General features: G+C 72.4%; 12 protein-coding genes and 1 pseudogene. 9 read left to right on the top strand and 4 right to left on the bottom strand.

Going from position 1 to position 16,797, the window contains the following annotated elements:
• Positions 1-21 precede the first annotated feature (21 nt).
• The 4 genes and pseudogenes from IE308_RS19180 to IE308_RS19165 all read left to right on the top strand — a co-directional run bounded on the left by IE308_RS19180 (position 22) and on the right by IE308_RS19165 (position 5,036).
• A complete protein-coding gene (locus tag IE308_RS19180) occupies positions 22-1,305 on the top strand; it encodes a carbohydrate ABC transporter permease (RefSeq protein WP_229908952.1) in 1,284 nt (427 codons plus the stop codon).
• A complete protein-coding gene (locus IE308_RS19175; RefSeq protein ID WP_190218890.1) occupies positions 1,302-2,219 on the top strand; it encodes a carbohydrate ABC transporter permease in 918 nt (305 codons plus the stop codon). The genes IE308_RS19180 and IE308_RS19175 overlap by 4 nt, the downstream gene beginning before the upstream one ends.
• Before the next feature lie 106 nt (positions 2,220-2,325).
• Positions 2,326-3,160 (top strand): annotated as a pseudogene (locus tag IE308_RS19170) (CDP-glycerol glycerophosphotransferase family protein); the annotation flags it as partial.
• Between the two features lie 274 nt (positions 3,161-3,434).
• Positions 3,435-5,036, top strand: coding sequence for a hypothetical protein (locus IE308_RS19165; protein WP_190218888.1), 1,602 nt, complete (start codon positions 3,435-3,437; stop codon positions 5,034-5,036).
• Positions 5,037-5,039: 3 nt separating this feature from the next.
• On the opposite strand, the gene IE308_RS19160 is transcribed toward IE308_RS19165, so the two are convergent.
• A complete protein-coding gene (locus IE308_RS19160; protein WP_110628524.1) occupies positions 5,040-5,453 on the bottom strand; it encodes an organic hydroperoxide resistance protein in 414 nt (137 codons plus the stop codon).
• 123 nt (positions 5,454-5,576) lie between these two features.
• On the opposite strand from IE308_RS19160, the gene IE308_RS19155 reads away from it, so the two are divergent.
• Together IE308_RS19155 and IE308_RS19150 are read left to right on the top strand one after the other, a co-directional pair.
• Complete coding sequence (locus IE308_RS19155; protein WP_229908951.1) at positions 5,577-6,095, top strand: MarR family winged helix-turn-helix transcriptional regulator; 519 nt, start codon at positions 5,577-5,579, stop codon at positions 6,093-6,095.
• Positions 6,096-6,247: 152 nt separating this feature from the next.
• The gene (locus tag IE308_RS19150) at positions 6,248-7,420 is read left to right on the top strand and encodes a glycosyltransferase 87 family protein (protein WP_190219363.1); all 1,173 of its coding nucleotides are present in this window, start codon (positions 6,248-6,250) and stop codon (positions 7,418-7,420) included.
• 8 nt (positions 7,421-7,428) lie between these two features.
• Here IE308_RS19150 and IE308_RS19145 read toward each other — a convergent pair whose 3' ends face one another.
• On the bottom strand, positions 7,429-7,842 hold the full coding sequence (locus IE308_RS19145; RefSeq protein ID WP_190218886.1) for an ankyrin repeat domain-containing protein: 414 nt from the start codon (positions 7,840-7,842) through the stop codon (positions 7,429-7,431).
• A 55-nt stretch (positions 7,843-7,897) separates the two neighbouring features.
• Here IE308_RS19145 and IE308_RS19140 point away from each other — a divergent pair, with 55 nt between their 5' ends.
• Entirely contained in the window at positions 7,898-8,839 is a 942-nt protein-coding gene (locus IE308_RS19140) for an ADP-ribosylglycohydrolase family protein (RefSeq protein WP_190218885.1), read from the top strand.
• Positions 8,840-8,969: 130 nt separating this feature from the next.
• On the opposite strand, the gene IE308_RS19135 is transcribed toward IE308_RS19140, so the two are convergent.
• A complete protein-coding gene (locus IE308_RS19135; RefSeq protein WP_190218884.1) occupies positions 8,970-9,617 on the bottom strand; it encodes a TetR/AcrR family transcriptional regulator in 648 nt (215 codons plus the stop codon).
• Between the two features lie 182 nt (positions 9,618-9,799).
• On the opposite strand from IE308_RS19135, the gene IE308_RS19130 reads away from it, so the two are divergent.
• Both IE308_RS19130 and IE308_RS19125 read left to right on the top strand, forming a co-directional pair.
• Complete coding sequence (locus IE308_RS19130; RefSeq protein ID WP_190218883.1) at positions 9,800-10,717, top strand: ABC transporter permease; 918 nt, start codon at positions 9,800-9,802, stop codon at positions 10,715-10,717.
• Positions 10,710-11,531 (top strand): ABC transporter ATP-binding protein, encoded by an 822-nt coding sequence (locus IE308_RS19125; RefSeq protein ID WP_190218882.1) that lies wholly within the window; start codon positions 10,710-10,712, stop codon positions 11,529-11,531. The genes IE308_RS19130 and IE308_RS19125 overlap by 8 nt, the downstream gene beginning before the upstream one ends.
• Before the next feature lie 60 nt (positions 11,532-11,591).
• On the opposite strand, the gene IE308_RS19120 is transcribed toward IE308_RS19125, so the two are convergent.
• Complete coding sequence (locus IE308_RS19120) at positions 11,592-16,568, bottom strand: NAD-glutamate dehydrogenase (protein ID WP_190218881.1); 4,977 nt, start codon at positions 16,566-16,568, stop codon at positions 11,592-11,594.
• Positions 16,569-16,797 lie beyond the last annotated feature (229 nt).

Raw genomic sequence — 16,797 nt, 5'->3', positions numbered from 1 at the left:
GTACCCCGTGGGCGCAAGAGCGTGACCGGCACCCGCAGGACGGTGGCGGCGTTGTTCCTGCTGCCGGCGCTGGTGTTGCTGGGCGCGCTCGTGGTGTACCCGATCGGGTACTCGGTGATCCGCAGTTTCTACGACCAGTCCGGGGACTCGTTCGCCGGCGTCGACAACTACAAGGCCCTCTTCACCGACGAGGGCATCCGCACCGCGCTGAAGAACAACATCATCTGGGTCGTGTTCGCGCCGACGATCGCGACCGCGCTCGGGCTGATCTTCGCGGTGCTGACCGAACGGGTGCGCTGGGGCACGGCGTTCAAGCTGGTCGTCTTCATGCCGATGGCGATCTCGATGCTGGCCGCGGGCATCATCTTCCGGCTGGTGTACGACCAGGACCCGGACAAGGGCGTGGCTAACGCGGTGTGGGTGGGCGTGCACGACACCTTCGCCGAGGCGTCCGCCTTCCCCAAGGCGCACCCGGGGCGTGAGTCGCCGCTGGAGCCGGCGAAGGGCGGCGGGTTCGTCACGAAGGCGCCGGTGCACACCGGTCAGGCGGTCACGCTGCCGCTCGTCGGTGTCGCCCCGGACCAGATGCCCGACAGCGCGAAGAACGCGGCCGCGCCGAAGGCCGACCCGGGGAAGATCACGGGCACGACCTGGCAGGACTTCACGCGCGGCAAGGGCGTCGGCAAGCTGAACGCGGTGGACTCCGCCGAGCTGGGCTATGCCGGCATGAAGATCGAGGCGGTCAAGGACGGCAAGGTGGTGGCCACGGCGAAGGCGGCCTCCGACGGCACGTTCACGCTGCCGGCGAGCGCGGACGGAGCTGTGCTGAGGCTGCCGGCGAGCAACTTCAAGGAGGCGTACAACGGCCTGGACTGGCTCGGCCCGGCGCTGGTGACGCCGTCGATCATCGGGTCGTACATCTGGATGTGGGCGGGCTTCGCGATGGTCCTCATCGCGGCGGGGCTCGCGGGCATCCCGAGGGACCTGCTGGAGGCGGCACGGGTCGACGGGGCCAACGAGTGGCAGGTGTTCCGCAAGGTCACGGTGCCGCTGCTGGCGCCGGTCCTCGCGGTGGTCGTGGTGACCCTGATGATCAACGTGCTGAAGATCTTCGACCTGGTCTTCATCATCGCCCCGGGCTCCTCCCAGGACGACGCGAACGTGCTCGCCCTGGAGCTGTACCGCAAGGGCTTCTCGGAGGACCAGCCGGGCATCGCGAGCGCGATCGCGGTGTTCCTGCTGCTGCTGGTGATTCCGGTGATGTGGTTCAACATCCGCAGGCTCAGGCGGGAGGTACGGCGATGACCACGGACGCCGGCAGTGTCACCAAGGCGGCGCCGCCGCCCGCCTCCTCCTCCGTCCAGGGCCGCCGGTCGCTCGGCGCGCGGCTGGTGGGGGCGGTCAGCGGCGGGGTGCTGCGCGTGTTCCTGATCGTGGTGGGCCTGTTCTGGCTGGTGCCGACGATCGGTCTGCTGATCTCGTCGCTGCGCACGCCGGAGGACATGGGTGAGAGCGGCTGGTGGACGGTGTTCTCCGAGCCGTCGCAGCTGACCTTCGAGAGCTACCGGTCGCTGCTGGAGAACCCGGACATCCAGGACTCCCTGGTCAACACGGTGCTGATCACGGTGCCGGCGACGATCCTGGTCGTGGTGATCGGCTCGCTGGCGGGCTACGCGTTCGCGTGGATGGAGTTCCCCGGGCGGGACTGGTGGTTCCTGCTGGTGGTCGGGCTGCTGGTGGTGCCGGTGCAGGTGGCGCTGATCCCGATCGCGGAACTCTTCGGGAACCTGGGCCTGTTCGGCACGGTGTTCGGCGTGATCCTGTTCCACGTCGGCTTCGGGCTGCCGTTCGCGGTGTTCCTGCTGCGGAACTTCTTCGCGGAGATCCCGCGCGAGCTGCTGGAGGCGGCCCGTCTGGACGGCGCGGGCGAACTGCGGCTGTTCGCCCGGGTCGTGATGCCGCTGGGTGGTCCGGCGATCGCCTCGCTGGGCATCTTCCAGTTCCTGTGGGTGTGGAACGACATGCTGGTCGCGCTGGTGTTCACCAAATCGGGCACCCAGCCGATCACGGTCGCGCTGCAGACGCAGGTACGGCAGTTCGGCAACAACGTCGACGTCCTCGCGCCCGGCGCGTTCATCTCGATGGTGGTCCCGCTGGTCGTGTTCTTCGCGTTCCAGCGGCAGTTCGTGTCCGGCGTGATGGCGGGCGCGGTCAAGTAACGGACGGGTGCCATGACTTGGGGGCGGGCCGGTGCGGTCCGCCCCCTCGTCCGTCCCGGGTCCCCCGGATGCCGCGGGGCGCGTAACCAGGGCGCGCCGGCGGCCGTTGCCGGGCAGAACGCCCGCGCCGACCCATGGATGTCCCGTTGCCCAGGTTCAGTGTCATCGTCCCCGCGTACCAGGTCCAGGCGTATCTGCCGGCATGCCTGGACTCGGTGCTGACGCAGTCGTACGGCGACGACACGCTCACCGCGCACGCGCTGCGCGCGATCGCGGACCGGCTGAAGGAGACCGGCGAGCCGGACGTGCTGGTCCACGCCGTCGCGCACGCCCACCGGGACGGCCGGGTGGAGCGCGACGCGGCCGGGATGGTGCTGACCGAGTTCCTGCCGCCGGCCCGTGCCCACTACCGCCGCTACCGCACCCCGGGCGCCGCGGTCCGGCCGGCCGGCCGGCTGCGGCACGCTCTCATCCGCTTCGGCCTGCACCGCACCCACCGGCTCCTGCGCCTGGCACAGGCGGCGGCCGGGCGGCTCGCCAAGGCCGCCGTGAAGGCCGCGCGGGCCGGCCGCTCCGCCCTGCTGCGGCTGCACTACCGCGTCCAGCTGCGCCTGCCGCTGCGCGCCGACCGTGCCGTCTTCGCCGCCCACCGGGACCGCGGCCACGGCTGCCACCCGGGCGCGCTGGAGCAGGCGTTCCGCGCGCAGGCCCCGCAGGTGCGCACCGCGTGGATCGCCGCGCCCGAGCACCATCGCACGGTCCCGCCGGGCCCGCGCCGCATCGCCCCGGGCCCGGCCGCCTACTGGACGGCGCTCGCCCGCTCCCGGTACGTCGTCAGCAACGACCACCTGGGCCTGGTGAAGCGGCCCGGCCAGGTGTTCGTGCAGACGCGGCACGGCACCCCGGCTCAAGCACAGGTGGTGCCGCTCGACGAGCGGCCTCCGGTGCCGTCGGCGGCGGCGGCGTTCGCGCGTCCGCCGCTGGCCACGGTTCCACGGCCGGCCGCCGCGCCGACCGTCGCCGAGCGTCTCTGACCGTCGTATATCCGTACGGGAGTTCCCATGTCCCCCGGTCCGTCGCGGCCCACCCCCAGTCGTCCGCCCACCTGGCGTCCGGCCGGCCGTCCCGGCCGTACCCCGATCGGGTGAGGTGAGGCCGGCCCGCTGACCTGATCGGGCATATAGGGCAAATGCCTTGCCTTGTGGTAGCTGCCCGATGACGGTCACCGGTGTCCTCGTCCGCCGCCCGGCGCGCGGTGCCACGGCGCTGCGCGGCGGACGGGCCTGGCGGCCGACGCCGTACCAGGTCTTCGGCTTCCTGTTCTGGCTGGTGATGACGCTCGCCTACTGGCGGGTGCCGCTGTGCTGCGACGCCGGTCAGCACGCTGCGGTTGTCGAGAGGCTGACGGCGCGTCTGCTGAGTCCGCGTCACCCGACGGCGGACCTGCCGGGTGCGGGCAGCCCGTACTACTCGCCGTACGCCGTCGCGCAGGGCGTCTTCGCGCGGCTGACCGGACTGGGCGGCTGGGAGGTGGTGCGGCTCGCCGGGCCGGTGAACCTGCTGGTGCTGCTGGCGGGCCTCGGCCGTCTCGTGCGGGCGCTGACGCCTCGGCCGTGGGCGCCGGTGCTGGCGCTGGGCGCGATGACACTGCTGTGGGGCACCGAGCGGGCCTGGTGGAGCGGCTATCTGGGCCTGATGTCGATGACCGGCAACCTCGGCTATCCGTCCACCTTCGCGATCGGGCTGACCTTCTGGGCCTGGTCACTGACGGCCGCGCGGGCACGGGACGCGCGCCCGGTGCGCTACGTCGGCCCGAGCGGGCTGCGCGGTGCAGCCGGATACGGGGCGCTGGGCGTCCTGTACGGCACGATCCTGCTGGTCCACCCGATCACGTCGGTCGCGGCGGCGACGGGCGCGTTCGCCTTCGTCGCCGCGTGGCAGCGGCGCTGGTCGCGGGCGGTGGCGGTGCGCTGGGCGGTGACGGGCGCGGCGGCGGTGCTGACGGCGGCGGCGTGGCCGTACTTCGACGCGTTCTCGCTGGCCGGGAACACCGGTGTCGACATGATCCACCGGCGGCTGTACGACGATCTCGCCGACCGTTTCTGGCTGGCGCTGCTGCCCGGCCTGCCGGCGCTGTGGCTGCGGGCCCGGCGGGCGGGGAGGCGGGCGTCCGGGGGTGTGGCGTGGCGGTGGGCGTGGCGGGATCCGCTGGTGCTGATGTTCGCCGTGGACTGCCTGGTGGTGGCGTACGGCTGGGGCTCCGGGCACTACACCTACGGCCGTGTCCTGGGCCTGACGCTGATGGCGCCGCAGTGCGCGGTCGCGGTGGAGCTGGCGGCACCCCGGCCGTGGCGGGCCTGGCGGCGGCTGCTGGCCGCGGTGGCCGCGGGCGCGGCGCTGACCGGGTTCCTGACCGTGCAGGCCGGGGCGGTGGTGCCGCGTTCCCTGGACCCGGTGGGCTTCGAGCAGCCGCCGCGCTGGCCGTCGTACGCGTGGGCCGCGCGGCACATCCGGCCCGGCGAGGTGGTGATCGCCGACGGTTACTACGCGGTCCACGCGCTCGCCGGGTACGGCCCCGACCTCGCCGCCCCGGCCTGGCCCGACCCGGCGCTGGACGAGGCGGAGCGGCGGCGGCGCATGGCCGACGTGCACGCCTACCTCGCCGCCGGCTCGACCCGCGCCGGGCGGGCCGCGATCGTCCGCCGGTACCACGTGCGCTGGCTGCTGCTGACGCCGCGGCGCAGGCTGCCCGAGGAGGCGGTGGTGGTGGCGTGGAGCCCGCGGACGGGTGAGGTGCTGGCGCGGGTCGCGGGCTGAGGGCTACTCGATGACGAGCTCGACATCGATGTTGCCGCGGGTGGCGTTGGAGTAGGGGCAGACCTGGTGGGCCTGCTCGACCAGCTTGCGGCCGGTCGCCTCGTCGACGGTGTCGGGCAGCTCGACGCGGAGCACGACGGAGAGCCCGAAGCCCTCGCCCTGCTTGCCGATGCCGACCTCGGCGGTGACGGCGGCGTCGCTCACGTCGACCTTGGCCTGGCGGCCGACGAGGCCGAGGGCGCTGCCGAAGCAGGCTGCGTAACCGGCGGCGAAGAGCTGCTCGGGGTTCGTGCCCTGACCGTTGCCGCCCATCTCGACCGGCAGGCCGAGCGCGAGGTCGATCTTGCCGTCGGAGCTGACGGCGCGGCCCTCGCGGCCGTGGGTGGCGGTGGCGACTGCGGTGTAGAGCGCGTCCATGTCTGAACCATCCCTCTCGTCGTGTTCCGGCGGCTCGGTCGGTCCGGCCGCCGCACGACCACAAGTAGAGCACACAATTAAGTTGTGCACAACTAGATGGCGGGCAAGCGCTACCCTGGAGGCATGAGCCCGACCGATCCCGCCGCCGCTGCCGCCACCGCCTCCGAGGAGGACTGGCTCCGCCTGGACCGCCAGATCTGCTTCTCGCTGCACGCCGCGTCCCGCGCCTTCAACGGCGTCTACCGCGTGATCCTCAAGGACCTCGGCCTCACCTACCCCCAGTACCTGGTGATGCTGGTGCTGTGGGAGCGGGGCGAGCTGCCGGTCAAGAAGCTCGGCGAGCACCTGCGGCTGGACTCCGGCACGCTGTCCCCGCTGCTGAAGCGGCTGGAGGCGGCCGGCCTCGTCCGGCGTGAGCGCAGCGCCCGCGACGAACGCTCGGTGGAGGTACGGCTGACCGAGGAGGGCGTCGCGCTGCGCGGGCGCGCCCTCCAGGTCCCGCGCCGCATCGTCGCCGCCACCGGCTGCGACCTGGACGAGATCCGCGCCCTGCGCGAACACCTCGACGACCTCACGGCGGCGCTGGACACGGCGGCGGCCGAGGCGATGACGGCCGACGCGGCGGTACCCCGTGCCGAATAAGCCGTAGATCCCGTTTCGTCCGGCTTACGATCCGGCGTGTGACCCGCCGCCGCCCCTTCAGCAGCCGCCGCCCCGTCACCCGCCGTCGCCCCGTCACCCGCCGCCGTCCCGTCACCCGCCTGATCGCCGCCTGGGTCGCCACCCGCGCCCTGATGCTGTGGCTGCTGGCCCTCAACTCCCGCCCACTGCTGGGAAGCGGCGGGGTCGCCCGCGAGGTGTGGGGTCTGTACCGGCACTGGTACGGCGTCCTGGCCGACGGCGGTTTCCCCGTCCATGACCCGCTGTGGCAGTACCCGCCGGGCGCCGGCCCGATCCTGCTGTCGCCGGGACTGCTCCCGGGACTGACGTACTTCCGTGCCTTCGTCGTCCTGGCCCTCGCCGCGGACGCGCTGATCACCGCGGCCCTGCTCCGCGCGGGCACCGCCCCCGCCCGCAGCCTGCGCGGCGCCGCCTACTGGATCTGCGGCCTCCCCCTCCTCCTCCACCTGCCCTTCGCCCGCTACGACGTCCAGGTCACCGCCCTGGCCGTGCTCGCCCTGCTGGCGCTGACGCGCTCCACGCGCGCGTGCGGGGCACTGGCCGCCCTGGGCGCGCTGGTGAAGGTGTGGCCGGTCCTGGTCCTGCTGGGCGTGCCGACGGGACGGGCGGCGAGGTCGGCGTGGCTGTGGGCGGGAGCGACGGGGGCCGCGGCCCTCACGGCCCTGTCCCTCGGCTTCACCCATCCCCTGGACTTCCTGCGCAACCAGGGCGGCCGGGGCGTGCAGATCGAGTCCCTGGGCGGGACGCTGCTCTCGCTCGCCTCGCACGCCGGCTGGCCGGGCACCGTCCGCTACCGCTACGGGGCGATGGAGTTCACCGGCCCGTACGTCTCTCTCGTCGCCGACGCCTCCCTCGCCCTGACGGCCGCCGGCCTCGGCCTGCTCCTGCTGTGGCGCGCGCGGGCCCGCCACCGGACCCCGGCGACGCCGTACGACGCGGCGCTGAGCGCGGTGCTGCTGTTCACGGTGACCAGCCGGGTGATCAGCCCGCAGTACCTGATCTGGCTGCTGGGCCTGTCCGCGGTCTGCCTGACCTCGCGGCACACGTCCCAGCGCCCGGTGGCCGCGCTGGTCGCGGCGGCGAGCGCCGTGAGCAGCGTGATCTACCCGGTCTGCTACGACGAGGTCATGGCCGGCACCTGGCCCGGCACCGCCCTGCTGCTCCTGCGCAACGCCCTGCTCCTGACGGCCGCCGCCGTGTCCTACGGCCGCCTGTGGCGCGCGACGCGCCCGGCGCCGCGCCTCCCGGCCCCCCAGCGCCCGGCGCTCACCGCCGCAGCCTCCTAGCCCGCCCCCTAGCCCGCGCCCGCCGCGCGCAGGACGGCGACCGTCTCCTCGTACGGCCCGGTCAGGGCCCATTCCAGCGGGGAGCGCCCCATCCCGTGGTCCTCGCGCAGGCCGGGGTCGGCGCCGTGGGCGAGCAGCGTCCGGACCGTTTCGGTGTGGCCCCAGCAGGCGGCCCCGCACAGCGGTGTGCCCTCTGTGCCGTGTCCGCTCTCGGCGTCGGGCGGGGCCCCGGCCGCCAGCAGCCGCAGCACGATGTCCGTCGCGCCGTGCACGGACGCGGCGTACAGCGGCGTGCTGCCCTCCCCGTCGGCCGCCACGGGCGAGGCACCGGCTCGCAGCAGCCGGTCCACCTCCGCCGTCTGCCCGAGCCGCGCCGCCCACACCAGCCGCGCCGTCAGTTTCTTCCGCTTCCGTCTGTTCACGGCGGCCCAGGTTATTGCCGTGAGCCGGTGCCGTCGCGCCCTTTACGCTGCTGCGATGACCGCCCCGACACCGGCCGACCGCGCGCTCGGCGCCGTCCTCGGCTCCGCCGTGGGGGACGCGCTGGGCGCCCCCTTCGAGTTCGGCCCCGAGGGGGCCTTCTCCGCCCGTTTCCCGCGGCCCGGGCAGGGCGGGGAGATGTGCGGGGGCGGCGGCTGGGACCCGGGTGAGGCGACGGACGACACGCAGATGGCCGTGCTCGTGGCGGAGTCGCTGCTGGAGCGCGGCGGGCTCGACCCGGCCGACGTCTTCGACCGGTTCCGCCGCTGGGCCGCCGGCGACCCCAAGGACATCGGCCTCCAGACGGAAGCGGTCCTCAGCAGCGGCGATCCCTGGGACACGGCCGCCGCGCTGCACTTCCAGACCAGCCAGCGAGCGGCGGGGAACGGGGCGTTGATGCGGGCCGCGCCCTCGGCCGTGTACTTCGCGCGTGCCGGTCGCGCCGCCACCATGGACGCCGGGCGCCGCCTCGCCGCCCTCACCCACGGCGACGCCGCCGCCTGGGAGGGCACCGCGCTCTACCACGAGCTGATGCGCGTCGCCCTGTCCGGCGGCGACCCGGTGGCCGTCGTACCGGACGCGCTCGCGGCCGTCCGCCCCGCCCACCGCGAGCGTTACGCCGCTGTCCTCGCCCCGGACTGGCACCCCGACCTGGCCACCGAGTTCAACGGGGCCGTGTGGCCCTGCCTCGGCTCGGCCGTGTGGGCCGTGCGCACCACGTCCGGCTACGAGGACGCCGTACGCGCCGCGATCGACTGCGGCGGCGACACGGACACCGTGGCGGCGGTGACGGGCGGCCTCGCCGGTGCTCTGTACGGCGTCCAGGGCATCCCGCAGCGCTGGCGCGAGGCGCTCCACGTGCCGCTGCCCGGGTCCGGCGACCGGGTGCTGAGGGCAGCGGACCTGGCGGCCCTCACGCGGGGGCTCACAGCGCCCTGAGGGCCGGGCATCACCGCACCCTGAGCACGGGGTCTCCCAGCGCCCTGAGGGCCGGGCATCACCGCACCCTGAGCACGGGGTCTCCCAGCGCCCTGAGGGCGGGGCCTAGCCGCGCCCTCAACACGGGATCTCACAGCGCCTTGAGGGCCGCCGCCGTCGTGCGGGTCAGAGTGTCCAGGTAGCCCTTGGGCGGCTTCGGGTCGCGGATCACCACCGAGCGCCAGTACAGCGGGCCCGAGATGAGGTCCAGCGCCAGCTGCCCGTCGGCGTCCGCGCGGATCTCGCCGCGCCGCTGGGCCGCCGCCACGATGCCGCTGGCGACGCCGTCCTGGCCCTCGCGCAGCGCCTTCTGCAAGGCCTCGGCGATGTCCGGGTTGCGGGCCGCCTCCGCCTGGAGGTCGGGGATGATCTGCGAGGCCACCGGGTGGCGCAGGGCGCGCGAGGTCACCTCGTACAGCAGCCGCAGATCGCCCTCCAGGGTGCCCGTGTCCGGCGCAGGCAGGCCCATCACCGCGAGCGCCGACACCACGTCCAGCACCAGGTGCAGCTTGGAACGCCAGCGCCGGTACACGGCCGTCTTGCCGACCCCGGCGCGCCGCGCGATGCCCTCGATGGACATCCGGGCGTACCCGACCGCCGCCAGCTCCTCGAAGACGGCCGCGCGGATCGCCTCCGTCACGTCCTCCCGGAGCACCGCGGCCCCGGCAGGCCGCCTGCGGCGCGGGCGCGGCCCGGGCCCGGCTGCGTGGTCGGCGTTCGTCGTCATGCGGACCAGCATAGGCGTTACGACGAAACGGTTGCGTTCCGACGTCGACTCGGCCTACGCTCGCGTTGCGACGATACGGTCCCGTCCCGACGTAAGAGAACGTGAAGAGAAGCGTAAGGAGACCCCGGGCACCCCACCCCCGCCCCGCCCCTCCGAGCGCGCGCCACCCCCACCCCCGAACGAAAGCAGCGGATGTGAGCCAGGTCCTCCACACACCGCCCCAGCCACCCGCCCCGGCCGACGCGCTCGACCTGGCGGAGCTGGCCGCCCGCCACGGCCTCGCGGTCAGCGGCGCCCGCCCCTCCCTGCCGGAGTACGTGCGCCAGCTGTGGGCCCGCCGCCACTTCATCACCGCGTTCGCCACGGCCAAGCTGACCGCCCAGTACAGCCAGGCCAAGCTCGGCCAGGTGTGGCAGGTGATGACCCCGCTGCTCAACGCGGCGGTCTACTACTTCATCTTCGGTGTGCTGCTCGGCACCAAGCAGGGCGTCCCGGACTACGTCCCGTTCCTGGTCACCGGCGTCTTCGTGTGGACCTTCACGCAGAGCTCGATCATGGCGGGCACCCGCGCCATCTCCGGCAACCTCGGCCTGGTGCGCGCCCTGCACTTCCCGCGCGCCGCGCTGCCGATCTCGTTCTGCCTCCAGCAGCTGCAGCAGCTGCTGTTCTCCATGGCGGCGCTCTTCGTCATCCTGCTCTGCTTCGGCGTCCCGGTCAGCGCCTCCTGGCTGCTGGTGCTGCCCGCCCTGCTGCTGCAGTTCGGCTTCAACGCCGGCGTGTCGATGCTGATGGCCCGCTGGGGCGCCCAGACCCCCGACATCGCCCAGCTGATGCCGTTCGTGCTGCGCACCTGGATGTACGTCTCCGGCGTGATGTGGAGCATCGCCGCGACCCTGAAGAACAGCCACCTGCCCGACTGGGCGATGACCGCGCTCCAGTGCAACCCCGCCGCCGTCTACATCGACCTGATGCGTTTCGCGCTGATCGACAGCTTCCACGCGAACCAGTTGCCCCCGCACGTGTGGGCGGTCGCGACCGGCTGGTCCCTGCTCTTCGGGATCGGCGGCTTCATCTACTTCTGGAAGGCTGAGGAGACCTACGGCCGTGGCTGAGCAGACTCTCGCAACGATCCCCGCGCCGGCCACCGCCCCGGTCGACCCGCGCGTCCCGACCGTCGTCGTCGACGGCGTCGACATCGTCTACCGCGTCAACGGCACGGGCTCCGGCCGCGGTTCCGCCACCGCCGCCCTCAACCGCATCCTGCGCCGCAAGGAGACGGAGAAGGCGTCCGGCGTCCGCAAGGTGCACGCCGTGAAGAACGTCTCCTTCGTCGCCTACAAGGGCGAGGCGATCGGCCTCATCGGCACCAACGGCTCCGGCAAGTCCACCCTGCTGAAGGCGGTCGCCGGCCTGCTCCCCGTGGAGAACGGCCGGATCTTCACCGACGGCCAGCCCTCCCTCCTCGGCGTCAACGCCGCCCTGATGAACGACCTCACCGGCGAGCGCAACGTCCACCTCGGCGGCCTCGCCATGGGCATGTCCCGCGCCGAGATCAAGGAGCGCTACCAGGACATCGTCGACTTCTCCGGCATCAACGAGAAGGGCGACTTCATCACCCTGCCCATGCGCACCTACTCCTCCGGCATGGCCGCCCGCCTGCGCTTCTCCATCGCCGCCGCCAAGAACCACGACGTCCTCCTCATCGACGAGGCCCTCGCGACCGGCGACGCCAAGTTCCAGAAGCGCTCCGAGGAACGCATCCGCGAATTGCGCAAGGAGGCCGGCACCGTCTTCCTCGTCAGCCACAGCAACAAGTCCATCCGCGACACCTGCGAGCGGGTGATCTGGCTGGAGCGCGGCGAGATGCGGCTGGACGGGCCGACCGACGAAGTGCTCAGGGAGTACGAGAAGTTCAGCAAGCGGTAGGCCCACGACGGAATGAGGGGGCGCTCCCCGGCGGAGCGCCCCCTCACCTGTTCCTACGGCCTACGAGTGCGTCCGCAGCAGCGTCCGCATCGTCCGCATCGCCACCGACAGGTTGGCCAGGTCGAACTCGTCCGAGCTCTGGATCTCCTCCAGCGTCGTACGGGCCCGGGCCAGGATCGGCGCGTTCTTCTGCTCCCACAGCTTGAACCGCTGCTCCGGCGTCGACGTGCCGTTCCCCACGGCCAGCACGTCGGCCGTCAGGGCCGCGTGGGCGGCGTACAGGTCCTCGCGGATCGCCGCGCGGGCCATGGACTGCCAGCGGTCGGCACGCGGCAGCTCGATGATGCGGTCCATCAGCTGCGTGATGCCGAGCCGGTCACCGAGGTCGTAGTACACCTCGGCGACGTCCAGCGGCTCCTTGCCCATGCGGTCGGCCACCGAGACGATGTCCAGCGCCGGGAACGCCGAGGAGAACCCGGCCACCCGGGTGGCGACCTCGTCCGGCACGCCCGCGTCGGTCAGCTCGTCGTGGATCTGCTGCCACCACTCCAGGTCCGCGCCCTTGAGCAGCTTCGGCAGCTGCTGCCACACCTGCTCGACGCGCTCGGCGAAGAACTCCACCGTCTCGGCGAGCTGGAGCGGCTGCGGCCGGTTGTTGAGCAGCCAGCGCGTGCCGCGCTCCACCAGGCGGCGCGAGTGCAGCCGGATCCGGGTCTGCACCTCGGCCTCGACCCGGTTGTCCAGGTCCTCCACCGCGTCCCACACCGCGGCCGAGCGGAAGATCGCGCGGGCCGCGGTCTGCGCCCGGACGATCTCCTCCAGCGAGGCGCCCGTCTCCTCGCGCAGCCGGTGCAGATACGTCGTACCGCCCGTGTTGACCGTGTCGTTGACCAGCACGGTCGTGGTGATCTCCCGGCGCAGCGGGTGACCGTCGATGCGGTCGCCGAACTGCTCGCGCAGCGCGGTCGGGAAGTAGCAGTGCAGCAGCCCGCGCAGGTACGGGTCGTCCGGCAGCGAGGTGTGCAGCAGCTCCTCGGCGACCGTGATCTTCGTGTACGCCAGCAGGACGGCCGTCTCCGGACCGGTCAGGCCGTGCCCGGCGCTCAGGCGCTCGCGGATCTGCCGGTCGGTGGGCAGGAACTCCAGCGCCCGGTCCAGGTGGCCCTCGCGCACCAGGTGCTTCATGAAGCGCTGCTGGGCGTGGAGCATGTCCTTGGACTGGGCCAGCGCGTTGGCGATCGCCGTGTTCTGCGCGTAGTTGTTGCGCAGGACCAGACGGCCGACCTCGTCGGTCATCTCGGCGAGCAGCTTGTTGCGCTGCTTGACCGTCATGTCGCCGTCCGCGACCAGGCCGTTGAGCAGGATCTTGATGTTCACCTCGTGGTCGGAGGTGTCCACGCCCGCGCTGTTGTCGATGGCGTCGGTGTTGACCTTGCCGCCGGCCTGCGCGAACTCGATCCGGCCGAGCTGGGTCAGGCCCAGGTTGCCGCCCTCGCCGACGACCTTGACGCGCAGGTCCTTGCCGTCGACGCGGATCGGGTCGTTGGCCTTGTCGCCGACGTCGGCGTGCGACTCGGTGGACGCCTTGACGTACGTACCGATGCCGCCGTTCCACAGCAGGTCGACCGGCGCCTGGAGGATGGCCTTCATCAGGTCGGCCGGGGTCATCTTGGCGACCTTGCCCTCGATGCCCAGGGCCTCGCGGATGTGGCTGTTGAGCTGGATCGCCTTGGCGGTGCGCGGGAACACGCCGCCGCCCGCGGAGATCAGGTCGCTGTCGTAGTCCTCCCAGGAGCTGCGCGGCAGTTCGAACAGGCGCCGCCGCTCGGCGTAGGAGGTCGCCGCGTCCGGGTTCGGGTCGATGAAGATGTGCCGGTGGTCGAAGGCGGCGACCAGGCGGATGTGCTCGCTGAGCAGCATGCCGTTGCCGAACACGTCACCGGACATGTCACCGATGCCGACGACCGTGAAGTCCTCGCTCTGGGTGTCCACGCCCAGCTCGCGGAAGTGCCGCTTGACCGACTCCCAGGCGCCGCGGGCGGTGATGCCCATGCCCTTGTGGTCGTAGCCGGCCGAACCGCCGGAGGCGAAGGCGTCGCCGAGCCAGAAGTTGTACGACTGCGCGACCTCGTTGGCGATGTCGGAGAACGTCGCCGTGCCCTTGTCGGCCGCGACCACCAGGTAGGTGTCGTCCTCGTCGTGCCGGACCACGTCCTGCGGCGGCACAACCTCGCCGGCGACCATGTTGTCGGTGATGTCGAGCAGCGCGGAGATGAAGGTGCGGTAGCTGGCGATGCCTTCGGCCAGCCACGCGTCCCGGTCGACGCTCGGGTCGGGCAGCTGCTTGGCGACGAAGCCGCCCTTGGCGCCGACCGGCACGATGACGGTGTTCTTCACCATCTGCGCCTTCACCAGGCCGAGGATCTCGGTGCGGAAGTCCTCACGCCGGTCGGACCAGCGCAGGCCACCGCGCGCGACCTTGCCGAACCGCAGGTGCACGCCCTCCACCCGCGGCGAGTACACCCAGATCTCGTACGCCGGACGCGGCGCCGGCAGGTCGGGGATGGCCTGCGGGTCGAACTTCATGGAGACGTAGTCGTGCGGCCTGCCGCCCAGCGCCTCCTGGAAGAAGTTGGTCCGCAGGGTCGCCTTGATGACGGTGAGGAAGGCCCGCAGGATGCGGTCCTCGTCGAGGCTCGCCACCTGGTCGAGCGCCGCGTCCAGCTCCTCCAGGAGCGCGTCGACGATCTCGTGCCCGGCGCGCTGCCGGTCCGGCGACATCCGCGCCTCGAACAGGGAGACGAGCAGCCGGGTGGTGTGGACGTTGTTGCGGAGGGTGTCCTCCATGTAGTCCTGCGAGAACGTCGACCCGGCCTGCCGCAGGTACTTCGCGTACGCCCGCAGCACCATCGCCTGGCGCCAGGTCAGCCCGGCGCTCAGCACCAGCGCGTTGAAGCCGTCGTTCTCCGCCTGGCCGGTCCAGGTCGCGGCGAAGGCGTCCTGGAACCGCTCACGGGCGTCGTCGCCCAGGTAGGCGCCGTCGGCGGAACCGCTCTGCGAGCGCGGCATCCGCAGGCCGAAGTCGTAGATCCAGGCGATGCTGCGGTCCGCGCAGCGCAGCTCGTACGGCCGCTCGTCCATCACCTCGACGCCGAGCTGGGCCAGCACCGGCAGCACCCGGGACAGGGAGATGGCCTCGCCGCGGCGGTAGATCTTGAAGCGGCGCTCGTCGGGGGCGGCGCCCACCGGCTCGTACAGGCTCAGCGCGAAGTCCGGGCCGCTCTCGCCGTCGCCGAGGCCCTCCAGACGGGCCAGGTCGGCGACCGCGGAGCGCGGGGTGTGGTCGGCCTTGTAGCCCTCGGGGAAGGCGTTGCCGTAGCGGCGCAGCAGCTCGGCGGCGCGCTCCTCGCCGAACTCGGCGCCGAGCGCCTCGGCGAACCCGTCCGCCCAGGACCGGGCCGCCTCCACCAGCCGTGCCTCGATGCGCTCCTTGTCGCTGTCGCTGAGCTGCGGCAGCTCGGTGCCCGGCGGCACGCGCACGACGAAGTGCAGGCGGGAGAGGATCGACTCGGTGTTCCAGGCGGTGAAGTCGACGCTGATGCCGCCGAGCTCCTCCTTCAGGATGTCGATGATCCGCAGGCGGACGCTGGTGGTGTAGCGGTCGCGGGGCAGGTAGACGAGGGCGGAGTAGTAGCGCCCGTACTCGTCCTGGCGCAGGTAGAGCCGCAGCCGCCGTCGCTCCTGGAGGTACAGCACGGACGTGGCGATGGCCCGCAGCTCGTCGACGGGCGTCTGGAACAGCTCGTCGCGCGGGTAGGTCTCCAGGATCTGCAGCAGGTCGCGCCCGTCATGGCTGTTGGGCGAGAACCCGGCGCCCTGCAGGACGGCCTCGACCTTGCGCCGGATGACGGGCACGCGCGACACGGACTCGGTGTACGCGGCGGACGAGAACAGCCCGAGGAACCGCCGCTCGCCGACCACGTTGCCGTCGGCGTCGAACTTCTTCACGCCGACGTAGTCGAGGTAGGACGGCCGGTGCACGGTGGCCCGGCTGTTGGCCTTGGTGAGGACGAGCAGCTTGTGCTCGCGCGCCTTGGCGCGGGCGTCGGCGGGCAGCCGCTCGAAGGAGGGGCTGACGGGGTGCTGGTCGTCCCCGGCGTGGTGCGGGTCGGCGCGCAGGATGCCGAGCCCGGTGCCGGGCACGGCCGCGAGGGAGTCGTCCTCGCGCAGCTGGTACTCCCGGTACCCGAGGAAGGTGAAGTGGTCGGCGGCGAGCCAGCGCAGCAGCTCCCGCGCCTCCTCGACCTGCGGTCCGGGCAGGTCCGCGGGGATGGGCTCGTCCGGCAGGCCCTCGGCGAGCCGGGTCGCCGCGTCCCGCATCTTCTCCCAGTCCTCGACGGCTTCCCGCACGTCGGACAGCACGCGCAGCAGGTCGGCGGTGATCTGCTTCAGGTCGGCGCGGTCGGTCTCACGGTCGATCTCGACGTGGATCCAGGACTCGATGTGCGCGTCGTGCGGCAGCTCGGCGGCGGCCGGGGTGGAGGGCAGGATCTCGATGAGCTTGCCGGTCAGGTCCCGGCGCACGACGACCTGCGGGTGGATCACGACGTGGATGCCGCGTCCCTGGCGGGTCAGCTCGTTGGTGACGGAGTCGACGAGGAAGGGCATGTCGTCGGTGACGACCTCGACGACGGAGTGGCTGCAGGTCCAGCCGTTCTCCTCGACGGTCGGCGTGTGCACGCGCACGTTGGCGGTGCCCTGCGGCCGGTTCTCGGCGAGCCGGTAGTGCGAGTAGGCGGCTCCGAAGACGTCGACCGGGTCGCGGTCGGTGAGGTCCTCGGGGGCGGTGTGCAGGTAGTAACGCTGGAGGAACGCGAGCACGGACTCACGGTCCGAGGTGCCCTGGGTGTCCGGGGTGTCCGGAGAGCCCTCGCCCGTCGTCCCGGTCGGTAGGTGCCCCCCGACCGGGCTGTTCTCAGCGACCCGGGCCGCCCTCTCGAGCAGCTCGGCCTTGGCTTCGTCCAGCTTGGTCTGCATTGTCCTCTGGCTCCTGTCGCGCGCCGTTGCGTGACGTAGAAGGAAGTACGGTCTCTTGCCCTCCGACGTAACGCCGAGACGCGGGGTGTCCGGTCTGCTCCGACGCTATGCCGCGAGGTGAGATGAGCGGGGGGATGTCAGCCATTTTCAACACGCCCGTAGCACGGGAGGCCGCGAGCGCCACCTGTTCGGGGCTGTGGGCCTGATCCGACGCCCGAGGCGTCCGGGC

It is taken from the genome of Streptomyces griseosporeus (assembly GCF_014656055.1).
Taxonomy (GTDB): Bacteria; Actinomycetota; Actinomycetes; order Streptomycetales; family Streptomycetaceae; genus Streptomyces; species Streptomyces griseosporeus.
This window is presented reverse-complemented; position numbering and strand designations above follow the sequence as displayed.

Bases quoted from the DNA above. Each gene is read 5' to 3' on its own strand.
- IE308_RS19175 (WP_190218890.1), top strand. From the start codon at position 1,302: ATGACCACGGACGCCGGCAGTGTCACCAAGGCGGCGCCGCCGCCCGCC.
- IE308_RS19165 (WP_190218888.1), top strand. From the start codon at position 3,435: ATGACGGTCACCGGTGTCCTCGTCCGCCGCCCGGCGCGCGGTGCCACG.
- IE308_RS19160 (WP_110628524.1), bottom strand. From the start codon at position 5,453: ATGGACGCGCTCTACACCGCAGTCGCCACCGCCACCCACGGCCGCGAG.
- IE308_RS19155 (WP_229908951.1), top strand. From the start codon at position 5,577: ATGAGCCCGACCGATCCCGCCGCCGCTGCCGCCACCGCCTCCGAGGAG.
- IE308_RS19150 (WP_190219363.1), top strand. From the start codon at position 6,248: ATGCTGTGGCTGCTGGCCCTCAACTCCCGCCCACTGCTGGGAAGCGGC.
- IE308_RS19140 (WP_190218885.1), top strand. From the start codon at position 7,898: ATGACCGCCCCGACACCGGCCGACCGCGCGCTCGGCGCCGTCCTCGGC.
- IE308_RS19135 (WP_190218884.1), bottom strand. From the start codon at position 9,617: ATGCTGGTCCGCATGACGACGAACGCCGACCACGCAGCCGGGCCCGGG.
- IE308_RS19120 (WP_190218881.1), bottom strand. From the start codon at position 16,568: ATGCAGACCAAGCTGGACGAAGCCAAGGCCGAGCTGCTCGAGAGGGCG.